The organism is Novosphingobium sp. ZW T3_23 (assembly GCF_044987305.1).
Classification (GTDB): Bacteria; Pseudomonadota; Alphaproteobacteria; order Sphingomonadales; family Sphingomonadaceae; genus Novosphingobium.
This window is the reverse complement of record NZ_JBJDRF010000024.1, coordinates 1-16,501: the sequence shown is the minus strand read 5'-3', so window position 1 is coordinate 16,501 and position 16,501 is coordinate 1. Positions and strand designations below refer to the sequence as shown.

Here is a 16,501-nt window from a genome sequence, read left to right as displayed (position 1 = left end):
GTGTGATGGGAGTATCTGATGCAGAAGGCGCGTTTTCGCAGCATGGGTATCGGTGGCAGGGGCGTAAGCTGTCTTGCGCTGGCGGCGGCCTTCGGGGCCGGAATTATCGGCGCCTCGGCACCGGCTTTCGCGCAGGAGCAGCAGGGCGGATCGTCGCCGTCGACCGCGTCTCAACCGTCCGCGAACGAGGAGGTGAGCACCGGCGAGATCGTCGTCACCGCCCGCCGCCGCGAGGAGCGCCTGGTGGACGTGCCGATCGCCGTCACCAGCTTCAGCGGCGACCAGCTCGCCAAGTCCGGCGCTCTTGACATCACTGACATCGCCCAGTCCACGCCCAACGTCACGCTGGAAGTCTCGCGTGGGACCAACTCCACGCTCTCCGCCTTCATTCGCGGCATCGGCCAGCAGGATCCGGTATCGGGCTTCGAACAGGGCGTGGGCATCTATCTTGACGACGTCTATCTGAACCGCCCGCAGGCCGCCGTGCTCGACATCTACGACGTGGAGCGCATCGAGGTGCTGCGCGGCCCGCAGGGTACGCTCTACGGCCGCAATACCATCGGCGGCGCCGTGAAATACGTTACCCGCGAACTGCCCGATCATTTCGCGCTCAAGCTGCGCGGCACTTACGGCACTTACGACCAGGCCGACGGCGTGCTGACCGTCTCCACCCCGATCAGCGACCTTCTGCGCGTCGGCGGCTCGGTGGCGCGCCTGTCGCGCGGGGGATTCGGCAAGAACCTGACCACCGGCGAGGACAACTACAACAAGGACATCTGGGCCGGGCGCGGCACCGTGGAGATCGGCGGCAATGGCCAGCCGGCGCTGATCCGCATCTCCGGCGACTACACGCGGGACAAGTCGAACACGCGCGGCGGCCACCGCCTGATCCCCGGCATGGTCTCCGGCACGCCGGTGCTGGACGACGTGTTCGACAGCCAGGGCGGCCTCATCGACCCCCGGCAGGACGTGAAGGCCTATGGCTTCGCGATCAATGCCAGCGCCGAGCTAACGGACGCCCTGACGTTCCGCTCGATCAGCGCCTGGCGCAAGGACAAGAGCGCATCGCCTATCGATTTCGACGCGCTGCCCGCCGTCGATGTCGATGTGCCGGCCTTCTACAACAACGAGCAGGTCAGCCAGGAATTCCAGCTACTCTATGACAACGGCAGCTGGCTCCAGGGCATGATCGGGGCCTACTATCTGGGCGCCAAGGCCGACACGGCCTTCGACGTGCGCCTCTTTACCGCCGTCAACGGCCTCACCGCCTTCACCCAGGCCGACGTGGACACCAGCACCTGGGCGATCTTCGGAGATTTCACTTTCGACTTCACCGAGCAGCTCAGCCTGGCGGTGGGTGGCCGCTATACCTGGGACGAGCGCAAGGCGCAGATCCTGCGCCAGAACTATCTCGGCGGCGGTTCGCCGGTATTCGGCGGCCAGGGCGTGCCGTCGGGCGCGCCGAGCACGGACTTCTCTGGCAAGGCGGTGTTCAAGAAGTTCACGCCGCGCGCCTCGCTGAGCTTCAAGCCGACGCCGGATCACAACCTTTACGCCAGCTTCTCGCAAGGCTTCAAGGGCGGCGGCTTCGACCCGCGCGGTGTCGGCGTCAACGCGCCCGACCTCAACGGAGACGGCATTCGCGAAGACAGCGAGGTGGCCGATTACCTCAGCTTCGATCCGGAAACGGTCGATAGCTACGAGATCGGCTACAAGGGCAACCTGTTCGACGGCGGGCTCTACGTGGCGCTGGCGGCCTTCCACATGGACTACAAGGACGTGCAGATCCCCGGATCGTCGGGCTGCACTATCGCCGGCGTCCCCAGCTTCTGCGGCGTCATCACCAATGCCGGCAAGGTCAAGATCGACGGCGTGGAGTTCGAGGCCAATGCGCGCCTTGCGCAGAACCTTGCCACATCCGGGGACCGCGTGAACCTCTCGGGATCGCTGGGCTATATCAACGCCCGCTACAAGGAATACATCACCCAGATTCCGGGGCAGGGACCGGTGGACGTGGCCGATTTCCGCAAGGTGCAGAACACCCCGAAATGGAATGGCAGCGCGACGCTGTCCTACAACACGCCGGTGGGCGAGGGCGATGTCTCGTTCAACACCACGCTGTCCTACCGCAGCAAGACCTATCAGTTCGAAGTGCCCAACCCCTACATCGACCAGAAGGCCTATGCCCTGCTCGACGCCAGCCTGGTCTACACCGCGCCGGGCGGCCGCTGGAGCCTGGGCGTCCACGGCAAGAACATCCTCAACAAGGAATACAAGACCTCCGGCTATACCTTCATCGGAGCTGATCCGGTGACGGGTGAGATCCTGCGCAGTCCCAGCGGCGGATTGATCCCGACGCTCGGCAAGGAGGGTACGCTGACCGCGTTTTACGGCAATCCGCGTCAGGTCTTCGTCACCGGCACGCTGGAATTCTGATCACGCCGGATGGGCTTCGCCGGGGGAAGGCGAGGCCCATCAACCGCCCGTCTAGCGGCGAAAGGACAATACCCGCCATGGAATATCGCCTCCATAGCTATCGCAGCGCCTGCGGGAGGCTGGACCTGTCCGCGCGCGAATATCCGGCGCGGGAGGCCGGGGCGCCGGTGCTGCTGATGATGCATGGGCTCACCCGCAACGCCGCCGATTTCGAACCGCTCGCGGCGCATCTCGCCGGGCGTTATCGGCTCCTTGTGCCGGACCAGCGGGGACGGGGACTGTCCGCCTGGGACCCCGACCCCACGCAGTACCGACCCGATGTCTACGCGCAGGACATGCTGGCCTTGCTGGACGGCCTGGGCATTGCGCGGGCCTGCCTGATCGGAACCTCGATGGGCGGGCTCATGGCTATGGTGATGAACGCGCTCAGGGCCGACCTCGCCAGCGGCTTCGTGTTCAACGACATCGGCCCGGTGCTCGATCCGGCGGGGCTGGAGCGCATCCAGGGCTATGTCGGGCCGGGAGCGACGATGGCCAGCTGGCGGGACGCCGCTGCGCGGTGCCAGGCGATCAACGCGGCGGCATTCCCGGACTTCGGAGATGCCGAGTGGTTGGCCTTCGCGCGGCGGACCTGCCGGGAGAACGCCGATGGCACCATTTCCTTCGCTTACGATCCGGCGATCGCGAAAAGCATCGACGGGGACGCGCCGCAGACGGTGCCGGCCGACCTCTGGCCCTTGTGGGACTTGCTCGATGCGGCGCCGGTGCTGGTCGTGCGTGGAGCCTTGTCCGACCTCCTTTCCGTCGAGACCGTGCGGGAGATGGCGGCGCGCCATTCGGGCGCCTTCGCAGCCGTGGAGGTGCCCCGCGTGGGCCATGCGCCGCTTTTGGACGAACTGCCCGCGCTGGGCGCGATCTCGGCGTTCCTGCGCGAACACATACCGTCGTCCCGGACTTGATCCGGGACCGCTGTCGGTGAACAGCCCACTTCTCGGCAAGGTGCTCTGCTGCTCCCGCCTGCCTAAAGACCGCCAGCGGTCCCGGATCAAGTCCGGGACGACGAAAGAGATTAACGCGATGAGCCACGAAAACACAGCCCGCAGCGCTTCACCCAGGCTGGTGCTGGCAATGCTGCTGCTGGTCTACATCTTCAATTTCGTGGACCGCCAGATCCTCGCGATCCTGGCCGCGCCGATCCAGCAGGAGCTTGGGCTCGACGACGCGCAGATGGGGATGCTGGGCGGGCTGGCTTTCGCGATCCTCTATTCCACGCTCGGCGTGCCTCTCGCCTGGCTGGCGGACCGGACCAGCCGTTCCTGGGTCATCACCGTCTCGCTGGTGGTCTGGAGCCTGTTCACCGCGCTTTGCGGCGCGGCGACGGGGTTCTGGCACATTTTCCTCGCCCGGCTGGGCGTCGGGGTGGGAGAGGCGGGCGGCGTGGCGCCGTCCTATGCCGTGATCGGCGACCATTTCCCCAGCGAGCGGCGCGCATTCGCGCTTTCCGTCTACTCGCTGGGCATTCCGCTCGGCTCGGCGGCGGGCGTGCTGGCGGGCGGCTATGTCGCCGCGCGCGTGGACTGGCGCGCGGCCTTCGTCGCCGTGGGCCTTGCCGGATTGCTGATCGCGCCGCTGTTCAAGCTGGTGGTCAGGGATAAGCCCCGCCCCATTACGACCGCCCCCGCGGTCCGTTTCCGCGAAGTTGCGGCGCTGCTGGCCGGCAAGCGCGCGTTCTGGCTGCTGAGTTTCGGCGCCGCCTCCAGTTCGATGCTGGGCTACGGCCTTGCCTTCTGGTTGCCGAGCCTGCTCCAGCGCAGCTTCGGCCTCGATCTCGTCGAGACATCGTGGTTCATCGGCGCGGTGCTGCTGATCGGCGGGACGGTGGGCGTGCTCATGGGCGGCCTCTTGGCGGACCGCCTCGGCAAAGCCGACCGCGCCTGGTACGGACGGGTTCCCGCGCTGGCCTACGTCGTCGCCGTTCCGCTTTTCGCCGGCGGCATATGGACCTCCAACGTGCCGCTGGCCTTCCTGCTGTTCCTGCTGCCGCAGGCGCTCGCCTACGTCTGGCTGGGCCCGGTCACGAGCGCGATCCAGCACCTCGTCGCCCCACCGGCCCGCGCGACGGCATCGGCCTTGTTCCTGCTCATCAACAACCTGATCGGGCTCGGCGGCGGCATCTATGCCCTGGGGGCGCTGTCGAAAGCGCTTTCCCCGTTCTACGGCACCGAGTCCCTGCGCTTCTCCATGCTGTTCGCCCTGGGGCTCTACTTGCTGGCCGCGCTGCTGATGAGCCTGGCCGGACCGGCCTTGCGCCGGGAGTGGGTGGCGGAGACCTGACAGGCGACTTGTCGGCCTCTTCGCGCACGGGCATGATGGTCGTCGCGCCGGATCGCGCGGGATCAAAAAGGGCGGCCGGCCGATGCACAGTGACAATCCGTCCGCCGATTCCATCGGCGCAGGTCTGCTGGAACGCCGCTTCGCCCTGAGCGCGCGCGGCACCGATGTTCGCACCGAGGTGCTGGCGGGCACGACCACCTTCCTGACGATGGCCTATATCGTGCTGGTGAACCCGGCGATCCTCGGCGCCGCGGGCATGCCGGTGGCATCGGTGGCGGCGGCCACATGTTTCGCGGCCGCCTTCGCCTCGATCCTGATGGGCCTCGTCGCCAATGTCCCGCTCGCGCTGGCGCCGGGCATGGGGCTTAACGCCTATTTCAGCTTCACCGTCGTCCAGCAGATGGGCGTTCCCTGGCCGGTGGCACTGGGCTGCGTGTTCCTGTCCGGCGTGGCTTTCCTGGCACTGACCGTTACCGGCGTGCGCCAGCTGATCATTTCGTCGATACCGCAATACCTGTTCGCGGCCGTGGCAGGCGGCATCGGTCTGTTCATCGGCTTCGTGGGGCTGAAGAGCGCGGGCATCGTCGTGGCCGACCCGGCAACCATCGTCGGCCTCGGCAACCTGAAGGCGCCCGGCGCCGCGCTGGCGCTGTTCGGGTTGGTGCTGATCGGCGGGCTCTCCGTGTGGAACGTGCGCGGCGCGATGCTGATCGGCATCCTTGCCACGACCGCGCTGGGATGGCTCTGCGGCCTCGTATCGGTGCATCCCGAGCCCTATTCGCTGGATGCGCTGACGGGTACCGCCTTCAAGCTGGACCTTGCGGGCGTGTTCGGCCTTTCGGGCAGCCATGGGCTGGGACTGTTCGAGATCCTCTTCGTGTTCCTGTTCGTCGATCTGTTCGACAATATCGGCACTCTCGTCGCGGTCACTAAGCGCGCCGGACTGATCGACGCGGAGGGCAGGATTCCCCGTCTCAACCGCATCCTGGTGACGGACGCCGCCGCCACCATCGTCGGCTCCATGGCGGGGACGAGCACGGTCACCAGTTATGTCGAAAGCGCGGCGGGGGTGCAGGCAGGCGGTCGCACCGGGTTGACTGCGGTGGTGACCGGGCTGCTGTTCCTCGCCACGCTGTTCGTGGCCCCTTACGCGCAGGTCATTCCGCTGGCGGCCACGGCTCCGGCCTTGATCGTGGTCGGCGGCCTCATGCTGCTGCCGCTGGCCGAGGTGCAGTGGGAAGACCCGCTGGCGGCGATCCCGGCGTTCCTGACCGTGGCGATGATCCCCTTCACCTTCTCGATCGCCAACGGGCTTGCCTTCGGCATCACCGCCCATGCCCTGCTCAAGCTGGTGCGCGGTACGATCACGCGGAAGGACTGGTTCCTGCTGGTGCTGGCGCTGATCTTCGTTGCCCGCTTCGCCTGGCTGGCCGGCGGCTGAGCGGCACCCGGCACTCGCCTTCGCATCGGCATCCCTTTAGGGTGCATGGATGATCCAAGCCTTCCGCGCCGAAATCCTCTCCATCTCCCGTGATCCCGGCACCGATCCCGAAGCCGTGCGGCATGAGCCCGACGGGTTGCTGGTGATCGAGGACGGCGTGGTCGCGGCGCGGGGGCCTTATGCCGAACTGTCCGGCCGATACGCGCAGGTTCCGGTGGAGACGCTGCCGGGTCTCGTCGTGCCGGGCTTCGTCGATGCCCACGTCCACTACCCGCAGACCGACCGCATCGCCGCGCATGGAGAGCAGCTGCTCGACTGGCTGGAGCGGCACATCTTCCCTGCGGAAAAGGCCTTCGTAGACAAGGCCCATGCCGATGCGGTGGCCACGTTCTTCCTGGACGAACTGCTGCGGAACGGCACCACCAGCGCGCTCGTCTACCCCACGGTCCACGCTCAATCGGTCGATGCTCTGTTCGAGGCCGCCCTGCACCGGGACATGCGGCTCATCTCGGGCAAGGTACTGATGGACCTGGGGCCGGACGGCCTGAAAGACACGGTGGCTTCCGGCCGTGAGCAGAGCGAGGCGCTGATCCGGCGCTGGCGTAGTGTCGGACGGCTCGGCTACGCGATCACGCCCCGCTTCGCGCTGGCATCCTCGGATGCGCAACTGGCGGACGCGGGCGTGCTGCTGGCCGAACATCCCGATGTCCTGATGCACACCCACCTTGCCGAGAACTTGCGCGAATGCGGGGAAGTGGCGGCGCGCTTCCCCGAGGCGGCGGACTACCTCGACGTCTACGACCGCTTCGGCCTCGTGACCAACCGATCGATCTTCGCGCATGGAATCCACCTGCCCGATCGAGCCTGCGGGCGTCTCGGGCAGAGCGGAGCGGGCATTGCGGTGTGCCCCAGTTCCAACCTGTTTCTCGGCTCCGGCTGCTTCGATTTCGCACAGGCAGAGCGGCACGGCCTGCGCCTTGGCCTGGGGACCGACATCGGGGCGGGGACGACGTTCTCGTTGCTCCATACCCAGGGCCTGGCCTATCAGGCGGCGCAGGCGAAGGGGACTACGCTGGATCCCTTCCGCGCGCTCTGGCTGGCGACTGCCGGTAGCGCCGACCTGCTTCACATCGGCGACCGTGTGGGTAGCCTGGAACCGGGGCAGGAGGCCGACTTCCTGGTGCTCGATCCACAGGCCACGCCACTTCTCGCGCGAAGGACGCGCCACGCCGATCTTGCGGAACGCCTCTTTGCGTTGCAGGTGCTGGGGGACGACCGCGCCGTGGCGCGCACTTATCTGCTGGGCCGCTGCGCCTGGAACAGGGACATGAAATGACCGACCTCGACACCTTCATCGCCGGGCTTCCCAAGGCCGAGCTTCATCTTCACATCGAGGGCAGCCTGGAGCCGGAACTCATGTTCGCACTGGCGGAGCGCAACGGCGTTTCGATCCCCTTCGCTACCGTGGAAGACGTGCGCGCGGCCTACGATTTCTCCAGTCTCCAGGACTTCCTGGACATCTACTACGCGGGCGCCAACGTGTTGCTGAAGCGTCAGGACTTCCACGACCTCGCCGCCGCCTATTTCGCGCGGGCGGCGGAGGACGGAGTGGTCCATGCCGAACTCATGTTCGATCCCCAGACCCATACCGATCGCGGCGTGCCGTTCGCGGAAGTGATCGAAGGCCTGCTTTCCGCGATGGAGGCCGCACAGGCAGAGCACGGCATCTCCAGCAGCCTGATCCTCTCTTTCCTGCGCCACCTTCCGGAACAGGCCGCCTTCGCCACGCTCGCGGATGCCGAGCCGTGGCTGGACCGGATCGCGGCGGTGGGGCTTGATTCGTCGGAAGTGGGGCATCCGCCGGAGAAATTCGCCCGCGTCTTCGCCGCCGCGCGCGAAAAGGGCCTGCGCATCACCGCCCATGCCGGAGAAGAAGGACCGCCGGAATATGTCCACCAGGCGCTCGACCTCCTCGGCGTCCACCGGATTGACCACGGCAACCGCGCGCTGGAAGACCCCGCGCTCGTCGAACGGCTGGTGCGAGAGGAGATGACGCTGACCGTCTGTCCGCTTTCGAACCATAAGCTCTGCGTCGTGGACGACCTGGCCGATCATCCCATCGACGCCATGCTGGCGCACGGCCTGAAGGCCACGATCAACTCCGACGATCCGGCTTATTTCGGAGGCTACGTGGCGGACAACTATCGCGCCGTCGCTTCGGCACGGAGCCTTGGCCGGGATGCGCTGGCGACTTTGGCGCGAAACAGCTTCACCGGCTCGTTCCTGCCCGCCGAGGCCGTGGCGGATCATCTCGATCGACTGGATGCCTATCTGGAGACGCATCGCTGAACGGGCCCGACTGGCGCGCGGCACTGGACGCCAGCGGCGTTCTTCGGCGGCTCGCCCGTTTCGATCCGCGCGTCGCCGGGACGTTTCCGCTGGGTCTCGCGGTTCCCGGCAGCGATATCGACGTGCTCTGCCATGCCCCCGATGCCGATGCGTTTGCTGCTGCCTTGTGGGCAGGATGTGGGGACTTCGATGGCTTTGCGATGTGGCAGTGGCAGTGGCAGGGACTGGGGCAGAAGGCGGATCGTCCGGTGATCGCGAGCTTCTCCGTGGCGGGTGTGCCGTTCGAGATATTCGGGGAGGCGCGGCCGGTGCGGGAGCAGGATGGCTGGCGGCATTTCTCGGTAGAGAAGCGCCTGCTGCGGTTGGGCGGCGAGGATTTGCGCGAGGCCGTCATGAACGCGCGGCGGCAAGGTGCCAAGACGGAGCCAGCCTTCGCGTGGGTGCTGGGGCTGAAGGGTGATCCCTATCGGGCGATGCTTGATTTGGCGGAGCTGGATGATGCCGGGTTGTTGGAGGTCTTGAAGGTGAAAGGAAGTCCTGGGGGATGATCCCCCAGACCCTCGGAATGTCGACCTTGTGCGCGACCGATCCAATGCGCGCTCCCTGCGGCGCAGCCAGTTTGTCTTCCGACGCCGCCATGGGTGCAGGACGCGGTCGGTCCGCGTGACATCGACATTCCTGGGGGTGCAGGGGGGCTATGCTCCCCTGCTTCTTCCCTTACTTCAGGCCAGCCGTTCCGGCACCGAAAGCGCTTCCTCGACGATGCTGTCGCGCGTGCCGACCGACTCCCATGGGAACACGAACCAGCGCTTGTCCTCCGCGCGGTCGATCACATCCGCCCAGACGTCGACCTCGACCTTGGAGCTCTTGTTGTTGATCACCACCGCGAACCGCAGGTTACCATGGTCGCAGCCGCTCTCGGTGAGCTGGCCGCGGATATATTCGATGGTGCCGCCGGTATCGTTGATGTCGTCCACGAACAGCATGCGCGTGCCTTCGGCGCTCATCGTGGCGACTTTCGCCAGAAGCTCGTCGGCGAAACCGGGGATCTTGGAGGAATGATCGATCGACAGCATCGGCAGCGATAGCTGGTGCGAGATATAGACCGCCGGGACCAGTCCGCCGCGACCGAGGCCGATGATGAAATCCGGCTTCCACGCGCCCTGCTGCACCTGCCGGGAAAGCTGGCGCACTTTGGCGAGGAAATCTTCGTAATATTCGAGAAAGTGGAGCTGAGGCTCGGAAGCTTCACTCATTTGCAGCATATCCTGACGGCAATCTGGGGAGGAAGCTGCCCCGGTTACCGCGTTCTTGCGAAATCCGCAATCGTGGGAATGCGCCGATCCGGTTCGATGGTTTCAGAACGTCGGCTAAGTCTTTGAAGCGAAATGGCCAAGTGCCGCAAAGCCATTCTCGAACTCGCCCAGCACGAGGGCAGCCGCGTGGGACGGCGCGCGCGCGGAAGCGGTGCAGAGGGCGAGGGTCATCGGTCTCAGCAGCGAATCGGAAATGCGGGTGAAGGCCAGGATGCCGCGCTGCACCTCGGTCTGCACGTCCAGCGAAGTCAGCACGCCCACGCCGGCGCCTTGCAGGATCAGCGAGGTTATCATCCGGATATTATCGGAACTCACCCTGCGGTCGAGCGAAATGTCCGTCGCGCCTTCCAGCACGGCGATCTGCTGGTAGCCGGCCAGCGGTCTGGCCGGAACGATCATCGGTTCCCCGACGCAACGAGAGAAGCGTGCCTCTTGCAGGTGGGCCAGGGGATGCCCGGGCGGAGTAACGAAGCCCAGCACGACTTCGGTGAAGGCGCGCACGGAGAGATCGCGATAGGATTGGGGCTCGAACAGGATGCCGAAATCCACTTCCCCATCGGTCACGGCGCGGCGAACGGCATCGTTGCCCAGCACTTTCACGCCCAGGGTTATGCCGGGGTAGCGCTCCTGGATCGCGTAGAGCGCGGCGGGAATATGGCCCGTGGCGAGCGCGTCGATCACGGCGATATCGACATGGCCGCGCTTGAGCCCCCGCAAGTCCTCCATCCGGCCGCGAAGGCTGGTCATCCCCCGCTGCCACTGGACGCCGGAAGCCATCATCATCTCGCCCGCTGCGGTTAGTCGCAGTCCGGTGGGCAGGCGTTCGAACAGCGGCAGCCCGAGTTCCGCCTCGACGTTAAGGATCTGCCGGTCGATCGCGGAGGCAGAGACGTTGAGCTCGTCGGCCGCCTTCCGGATCGAGCCGAGACGGCCGACCGCCATGAAATAACGAAGGAAACGCGAAAATGCGGGCATTTCGGATCATTCCACCTGCGCTAATTTTTGCAACGCCGTGTCATATTCATTGCGTTTGATCGTTACCTGTCATCTCTTTACCCATACGGCAACACCGAAACGTGCGACCGTGACGGTCCGGCCTCTCCTCCCAACGGGGCCGGACCGGCGCGTGACCGCGCGGCGGTTGGGGGCGCACTTCCTGCATCGGGAGTAAAAAGGGACACCCTGTGCAAGGGCGCCCCCACTCGCGGAAAAAGGTCGGGGTTCAGGGCAGGTTAGGAAGGACATGGCCTGACCGAAGGGCCAGGGAGGGAAGGCTGGCGGTGACGATCTCCAGCGTCGCCGTCAGTCGTTCCGCCGTTTCTTCCGGAAAGGCCGGGCCCCGAACCAGACCCAGGCGGCGGCGCAGTCCATATCCGACGATATCGGCGGTTGCCGTCCTCGCCGGAGCCAGCGACAGCGGCGCCACCGTAATTCCCAGCCCGGCCGATACCATGCGCATGCAGCGGTCCTCGTTCTCGCTGCGCAAGGCAAAGCGCGGTCGCACGCCGGCATCCGTGAAGAACCGGCTGGTTCTTTGCAGCACCTCGCAGGAGCGCCGCGCGATCATGATATCGCCGGCGATGTCCTGCGGCGCAACTTCGGCAGCATTTGCGAAGCGGTGGCTCTCCGGCATGACCAGGACGTAAGGCTCGTCCAGCAGGGGATGGACACGGCTGGCTGCCTCGTCCTGGTCGTCGCCCTCAGTCTCGTCGAGCAGGGTGAGCGCCAGCTGGATCTTCCCGCTCGCCAATTGCCCGCGCAAGTCCCGGTCCGGCCCTTCCACCAGCTCGATCCCGAAATCCCGCGCCAGTTCGTGAGCGATCCGCTCCAGCATCGGTCCGGAAACGGTCGGGATCACGCCCAGCTTCAGTCCGGGCCATTGCTCGGGCATCGGCCGTCCGAACTGGTCGGCGCGGCGGAAGCCTGCTTCGAGGTCGCGCGCGATGGGCAGGAAGGCGCCGCCGGTTTCGGTCAGCCGCACATGGCGACGATCGCGGACGAACAGCGGCGAACCCACCAGGCGCTCCAGTTCGCCGATACTGGTGGACACCGTGGGCTGGGTGACATGCAGCCGCGCCGCCGCCTGCTTGAAGCTGCCGGAATCGGCCACGGCCAGGAAATGGCGAACATGCGCGCGCTTTATCATTGGAAAAATTTATCCAATGGCGATGGAAGTTTCAATTTGTTTGAAGAACACGGGGGCACTACCTTGCGGATCAAGAACGGACGGCCGGGCAGCGGCTGTCGACCCGGTGAAACTGCGGGCCAGTTCAACAGAGAATGGGAGCAAGGGCATGAAGGCAACCCCCGACTTCGACTTCGCGCTGGGCGAATCGGCCGAGATGATCCGCGAAAGCGTCGCGCGCTTTGCCGACGAACAGATCGCGCCGATCGCCGCGAAAGTGGACGCGGAAGACTGGTTCCCGCGCGAACTCTGGCCGGCGATGGGCGATCTCGGCCTGCATGGGATCACCGTGGAAGAGGAATGGGGCGGCATCGGGCTGGGCTACCTAGAACATGTCATTGCAGTGGAGGAGGTTAGCCGGGCTTCGGCATCGGTCGGACTGTCCTACGGCGCCCACTCCAATCTCTGCGTCAACCAGATCCGCCGCTGGGGCAGCGCCGCGCAGAAAGACAAGTATCTGCCCGGGCTGATTTCCGGCGAGCACGTCGGCAGCCTTGCCATGTCGGAGGCGGGGGCAGGGTCCGATGTCGTCGGCATGAAGTTGCGGGCCGAAGCGGTAGCGGGTGGGTTCCGGCTGAACGGCACCAAGTTCTGGATCACCAACGGCGCCTGTGCGGACGTGCTGGTGGTCTATGCCCGAACCGATGCCGAGGCCGGTTCGAAGGGCATCACGGCCTTTCTCGTCGAAAAGGACATGCCGGGATTCTCGATCGGCCAGAAGATCGACAAGATGGGCATGCGCGGTTCGCCGACCTGCGAACTCGTGTTCGACGATTGCTTCGTGCCGGAGGAGAACATGATGGGGCCGCTCAACGGCGGCGTGAAAGTGCTGATGAGCGGGCTGGACTACGAGCGGGTGGTGCTCGCCGGGCTTCAGATCGGCATCATGCAGGCCTGCCTCGATACCGTGATCCCCTATGTGCGCGAGCGTCGTCAGTTCGGCGCGGCGATCGGCACGTTCCAGCTCATCCAGGCCAAAGTGGCGGACATGTACGTGGCGCTGCAATCCGCCCGCGCCTATGTCTATGCCGTGGCGCGGGCTTGTGATGCCGGGCGTACGACCCGCTTCGACGCGGCGGGTGCGATCCTGCTGGCCAGCGAGAATGCCTTCCGCGTCGCCGGAGAGGCCGTGCAGGCGCTGGGCGGCGCCGGTTACACCCGGGACTGGCCGGTCGAGCGCTATCTGCGCGATGCCAAGCTGCTGGATATCGGCGCGGGCACGAACGAAATCCGGCGTATGCTGATCGGACGCGAACTGATCGGAGCCTGAAGGAAAGAGGGTTCCGGGGTTACCCCCGGACCCTGCCGATCTTTCAATGCCGCTGGTTTTTCGCTTCGACCGGCTCGCCAGGAAAGATTCCCGCGATCGCCATAGCCGCGCCTAGCTTGGACAGCGTTTCCAGCACATCGCCCACGCTGTCTTCCGAGACCACCAGTTCGAGCGTGGCGCGCGTCTGCTGGGGGCCGCGATCGCGCAGCGAGGTGATGAGTTCGAGAATCACCGCTTCATGCTCCGATACGTGGCTGCATGCCATCGGGCAGAAGGCGAAAGTCTCCAGCGCATCGCGGTTGAACAGCAGCATGGCGCGGTGGAAAGGTTGCAGGCCACCGATCATCCGCCACTTGGCGAAAGCGGGTGCCAGAGCCTGGGCGGGGCACTGCCGGCGTGCCAGCGTCGTGACCCAGGCGCGCATGGACCAGACGAGGAAACGGCAGCCCTCGTCGAGCGAATTCAGCGGGCGATCGACGTACTGATACATGCCTGGTTCTCCATGGGCTTGTATTTGAGAATGATTATCATTAGCTATGTCTACGCAGCTTGTCTTGCCCGTCAAGTCTGCACCAAGGACCTAGGGCCGGCGCTTGTCATGGGGCGCCGTCCTGCCCTTCCTGTCGACTGGGCCGGGGCGATTTCACGCTATGCGCGAGAAACCGCCCCGGCCCACTTTTTCCCCCGCATTTCCGCCAGTTATGCCGCAGTTATCCGCGGCTTTTGCCCGGTTTTTCCACAAGCGGGGCGGCTGAGGGCGCCGATGAAACGTGCAGGAAAACGGGTGATATCTAGGCAGCAAAAAGCCGCCGGTCCCGTGGGGCGGCGGCTTTTCGATTCGGAAACGAATCAGCGGCTTTCAGTCCGACGAATCGCCGCGCATGTCGTCGGGCGAATCGCGCAGATCGGGATCAGCGATAATCGAAGCCGCCCTTCGGTTGAATTTTCAGGGAATTCTGCTGCATCGCCGTCATCAGATAGGCGCCGATCAGCATGGGAACTTCGAGCATCTGCTTCTCATCCCAGGTGCGCGCCAGGATATCCCAGGTCGAATCGCTGATGCAGTGATCCGCGACGAGTTCCTCGACCGCGCGCAGCATGGCCGATTCGTGGTCGGTCCAGCCAGGAGCGGAAGAACCGGCGATAACCCGATCGATCTCTTCGCTGCCGATGCCGAAGACCTTGCCGATATCCACATGTTCGCACCATTCGAACGGCGCCCTTGCCAGAAGCGCCAGGCGCAGGATCATCAATTCCCGTTCGCGGCCGGGGATCGCTCCCTTCGCCGCCAGTTCGATACCCAGCACCATCTGGCCCTTGAACATGCCGGGATGACGCAGGGTGATAAGGCTGACATCGGGGAAGGGGCGGCTCTCGGGGATCTGGAAAGCGGCGCGAATCGCATCGACCTGCTCCTGACCCTCGGGGCTCACTTCATCGAGGCGCAGCGGCGCATAGCGCGGGCCCCCCGCTATCGTCTGCGCTTCTCGCGCCGCGGCGTCGAACTGCACCGGGCCGCTGGTTATTTCGCTCATCTGTCATCACCTGCTTTTCTGTAAATGGGTCATGCGGCTTCGCTGGACGGCGCCCAGCGGTCCATGCGGGCCAGATAGTCCCCGAACATCCCACGCACGTTTGCGAGATCGAGGCCGAACCGGGCGGGATCCGGCTTGGCCAGCCGCTCGCCGCCCTCGTTCGCGGCCCACCACTCGGCCATCGCCCGTGCGAATTCGGGAGAAACCGACTCGCCGAGCCAGGCATAGAGTTCGCGCACCTGCCCCAGCGGATCGCGGTGCATGGCGCGGAAGTGGATATCGTGGAACCGATGGTCGTTCCCCGCATCGCGGAAGGCGATGGCGCGGCGCATCGCCTCGGACCAGATGCGCAGGTTGAGATCGCCGAGATAGGCGTGGTCCATGGCGTCGGTGAACTTGCCGACGATGTCGGCATAGACGGTGGCGACCGACAGGATCACCTCGCTGGGATCGCGGTGCGTCATCACGAAGCGGGCGTCGGGAAACGCGGAAACCAGCGCGTCCAGATAGAGCATGTGGCTTGGCGCCTTGAGCCGCCAGGGCCGGGTAGGCTGGCGCCACTGAAGCAGTTTCAGCACGCGCTTCTGGTAGGCGTAGGTCTCCGCAAGGTCGGCCTGGAGCAGCCAGTCGGAATAGCGGGGAACCTGGGCGAAGGCCTGGAAGATCTGGCTTTTGAAATCGAGCGCCATGAGGTCCTGGCATTCCATCGCGCCGTCGATCCCGGTGGGGGTGCGGTGTCCGCCCTTGAGGCTTTCGTCGGCGCTGCTGGCCGAGACGCCCCGGCGCGGATCCGGCCCTGCGACCGTGCCGGGCGGCGGGGAGGGGCGGCTGCTCTCCCAGACGCGGAGGTAGCGGATCGCCGGATCGCTCGCGAGCAGGAACGAGAGTGCGGAAGAGCCGGTGCGCGGCAGGCTGACCCCGAACAGCGGCTGGCGGATTTCCTCCTCCGCGATCTCCGGATGGCGCCTGTACCAGTCCTCGATTTCCAGCCTTTGCCTGAGATGCAGCACGATCCGTTCCGCCAGCGCGCTCTCGCCCCGTGCATTGAGCCGCGCCTCGCGCCCGAGCGAATCGACCAGGATTTCGAGGCCTTCCCGAAACGAATCACCGCCGAAGTCGTCGAGGCCGGTCTCGCTTCTGGCTCGGTTGATCAGTTGGCGATAACCCTGCATGACGCTCTCCCCGGCGTCCGGCTCGTTTCCGGCCGGATCGGGTTGGTACTATGCGAGGTGGGGCGCGGCTGCGCCAACCGCCGTGGCGATGAAGGGGGCAATGGGCCTCACCTGAAACGTCGTCCCGGACTTGATCCGGGACCGCTGCCAGTTCTTTAGGCGCAACCTTGCCGGTCCGCGCCTTGCTGAGGGTTGGGCTGTTCCCGGCCAGCGGTCCCGGATCAAGTCCGGGACGACGTATATCGTCAGGCTACCCCATTCTTCGTCGCCGGGATCGAGAATCCCGCGAGTTCACCCTCTCGCTGCGCGGACCGCCGCGCCGCCTGCGAAAGGGGCGATGGCAAGCAGGATCAGGCTCGCCGCAGCGGTGAGCGCCAGCCCGCTTTCGCCCCCGCTGCCGAGGCTTCCGGCGCCGAACACGAGCACCGGCACGGCCATCGGAATGACCAGCAGGCCCGCCCGC

At 65.7% G+C, this 16,501-nt stretch carries 14 protein-coding genes and 1 pseudogene; 8 read left to right on the top strand and 7 right to left on the bottom strand.

Annotated elements, in window-relative coordinates; all coding sequences use genetic code 11:
• Window positions 1-18: 18 nt before the first annotated feature.
• The 7 genes from ACI3K3_RS13525 (at window position 19) to ACI3K3_RS13495 (ending at window position 9,108) form a co-directional block, all read left to right on the top strand.
• Window positions 19-2,436 carry a TonB-dependent receptor gene (locus ACI3K3_RS13525; RefSeq protein ID WP_404914483.1) on the top strand — a complete coding sequence of 806 codons (2,418 nt, stop codon included), beginning with the start codon at window positions 19-21 and terminating at the stop codon, window positions 2,434-2,436.
• A gap of 77 nt (window positions 2,437-2,513) precedes the next feature.
• Entirely contained in the window at window positions 2,514-3,395 is an 882-nt protein-coding gene (locus ACI3K3_RS13520; RefSeq protein WP_404914481.1) for an alpha/beta fold hydrolase, read from the top strand.
• A gap of 118 nt (window positions 3,396-3,513) precedes the next feature.
• Complete coding sequence (locus ACI3K3_RS13515; RefSeq protein ID WP_404914479.1) at window positions 3,514-4,770, top strand: spinster family MFS transporter; 1,257 nt, start codon at window positions 3,514-3,516, stop codon at window positions 4,768-4,770.
• Window positions 4,771-4,852: 82 nt separating this feature from the next.
• Window positions 4,853-6,211, top strand: coding sequence for an NCS2 family permease (locus ACI3K3_RS13510; protein WP_404914477.1), 1,359 nt, complete (start codon window positions 4,853-4,855; stop codon window positions 6,209-6,211).
• A gap of 49 nt (window positions 6,212-6,260) precedes the next feature.
• Entirely contained in the window at window positions 6,261-7,547 is a 1,287-nt protein-coding gene (gene guaD, locus ACI3K3_RS13505) for a guanine deaminase (RefSeq protein WP_404914475.1), read from the top strand.
• Window positions 7,544-8,560, top strand: a complete 1,017-nt coding sequence (locus ACI3K3_RS13500; RefSeq protein ID WP_404914473.1) for an adenosine deaminase — start codon at window positions 7,544-7,546, stop codon at window positions 8,558-8,560. The genes guaD and ACI3K3_RS13500 overlap by 4 nt, the downstream gene beginning before the upstream one ends.
• Entirely contained in the window at window positions 8,557-9,108 is a 552-nt protein-coding gene (locus tag ACI3K3_RS13495; protein WP_404914566.1) for a DUF4269 domain-containing protein, read from the top strand. The genes ACI3K3_RS13500 and ACI3K3_RS13495 overlap by 4 nt, the downstream gene beginning before the upstream one ends.
• A gap of 174 nt (window positions 9,109-9,282) precedes the next feature.
• Here the strand turns inward: ACI3K3_RS13495 and ACI3K3_RS13490 are convergent, their stop codons facing one another.
• The 3 genes from ACI3K3_RS13490 to ACI3K3_RS13480 form a co-directional block, all read right to left on the bottom strand.
• Window positions 9,283-9,816 (bottom strand): phosphoribosyltransferase, encoded by a 534-nt coding sequence (locus tag ACI3K3_RS13490; RefSeq protein ID WP_404914471.1) that lies wholly within the window; start codon window positions 9,814-9,816, stop codon window positions 9,283-9,285.
• A gap of 114 nt (window positions 9,817-9,930) precedes the next feature.
• Window positions 9,931-10,851: a LysR family transcriptional regulator gene (locus ACI3K3_RS13485; protein ID WP_404914469.1), complete on the bottom strand. Its 921-nt coding sequence runs from the start codon at window positions 10,849-10,851 to the stop codon at window positions 9,931-9,933.
• 247 nt (window positions 10,852-11,098) lie between these two features.
• A complete protein-coding gene (locus ACI3K3_RS13480; RefSeq protein WP_404914467.1) occupies window positions 11,099-12,022 on the bottom strand; it encodes a LysR family transcriptional regulator in 924 nt (307 codons plus the stop codon).
• 148 nt (window positions 12,023-12,170) lie between these two features.
• Between ACI3K3_RS13480 and ACI3K3_RS13475 the strand changes: the two genes are divergently transcribed.
• Window positions 12,171-13,331 (top strand): isovaleryl-CoA dehydrogenase, encoded by a 1,161-nt coding sequence (locus ACI3K3_RS13475; RefSeq protein ID WP_404914464.1) that lies wholly within the window; start codon window positions 12,171-12,173, stop codon window positions 13,329-13,331.
• A 43-nt stretch (window positions 13,332-13,374) separates the two neighbouring features.
• On the opposite strand, the gene ACI3K3_RS13470 is transcribed toward ACI3K3_RS13475, so the two are convergent.
• The 4 genes and pseudogenes from ACI3K3_RS13470 to ACI3K3_RS13455 form a co-directional block, all read right to left on the bottom strand.
• Window positions 13,375-13,821 (bottom strand): hypothetical protein, encoded by a 447-nt coding sequence (locus ACI3K3_RS13470; protein WP_132261730.1) that lies wholly within the window; start codon window positions 13,819-13,821, stop codon window positions 13,375-13,377.
• A gap of 421 nt (window positions 13,822-14,242) precedes the next feature.
• Window positions 14,243-14,866 (bottom strand): carboxymuconolactone decarboxylase family protein, encoded by a 624-nt coding sequence (locus ACI3K3_RS13465; RefSeq protein WP_404914462.1) that lies wholly within the window; start codon window positions 14,864-14,866, stop codon window positions 14,243-14,245.
• A gap of 29 nt (window positions 14,867-14,895) precedes the next feature.
• Window positions 14,896-16,038, bottom strand: a complete 1,143-nt coding sequence (locus ACI3K3_RS13460) for a sulfotransferase family protein (RefSeq protein ID WP_404914460.1) — start codon at window positions 16,036-16,038, stop codon at window positions 14,896-14,898.
• 291 nt (window positions 16,039-16,329) lie between these two features.
• Window positions 16,330-16,501, bottom strand: a pseudogene (locus tag ACI3K3_RS13455) (heme ABC transporter permease CcmB); the annotation flags it as partial.

Excerpts from the sequence above, each read along its gene's own strand:
- ACI3K3_RS13525 (WP_404914483.1), top strand. The coding sequence starts at position 19 with ATGCAGAAGGCGCGTTTTCGCAGCATGGGTATCGGTGGCAGGGGCGTA.
- ACI3K3_RS13520 (WP_404914481.1), top strand. The coding sequence starts at position 2,514 with ATGGAATATCGCCTCCATAGCTATCGCAGCGCCTGCGGGAGGCTGGAC.
- ACI3K3_RS13515 (WP_404914479.1), top strand. The coding sequence starts at position 3,514 with ATGAGCCACGAAAACACAGCCCGCAGCGCTTCACCCAGGCTGGTGCTG.
- ACI3K3_RS13510 (WP_404914477.1), top strand. The coding sequence starts at position 4,853 with ATGCACAGTGACAATCCGTCCGCCGATTCCATCGGCGCAGGTCTGCTG.
- guaD (WP_404914475.1), top strand. The coding sequence starts at position 6,261 with ATGATCCAAGCCTTCCGCGCCGAAATCCTCTCCATCTCCCGTGATCCC.
- ACI3K3_RS13500 (WP_404914473.1), top strand. The coding sequence starts at position 7,544 with ATGACCGACCTCGACACCTTCATCGCCGGGCTTCCCAAGGCCGAGCTT.
- ACI3K3_RS13490 (WP_404914471.1), bottom strand. The coding sequence starts at position 9,816 with ATGAGTGAAGCTTCCGAGCCTCAGCTCCACTTTCTCGAATATTACGAA.
- ACI3K3_RS13485 (WP_404914469.1), bottom strand. The coding sequence starts at position 10,851 with ATGCCCGCATTTTCGCGTTTCCTTCGTTATTTCATGGCGGTCGGCCGT.
- ACI3K3_RS13480 (WP_404914467.1), bottom strand. The coding sequence starts at position 12,022 with ATGATAAAGCGCGCGCATGTTCGCCATTTCCTGGCCGTGGCCGATTCC.
- ACI3K3_RS13475 (WP_404914464.1), top strand. The coding sequence starts at position 12,171 with ATGAAGGCAACCCCCGACTTCGACTTCGCGCTGGGCGAATCGGCCGAG.
- ACI3K3_RS13470 (WP_132261730.1), bottom strand. The coding sequence starts at position 13,821 with ATGTATCAGTACGTCGATCGCCCGCTGAATTCGCTCGACGAGGGCTGC.
- ACI3K3_RS13465 (WP_404914462.1), bottom strand. The coding sequence starts at position 14,866 with ATGAGCGAAATAACCAGCGGCCCGGTGCAGTTCGACGCCGCGGCGCGA.
- ACI3K3_RS13460 (WP_404914460.1), bottom strand. The coding sequence starts at position 16,038 with ATGCAGGGTTATCGCCAACTGATCAACCGAGCCAGAAGCGAGACCGGC.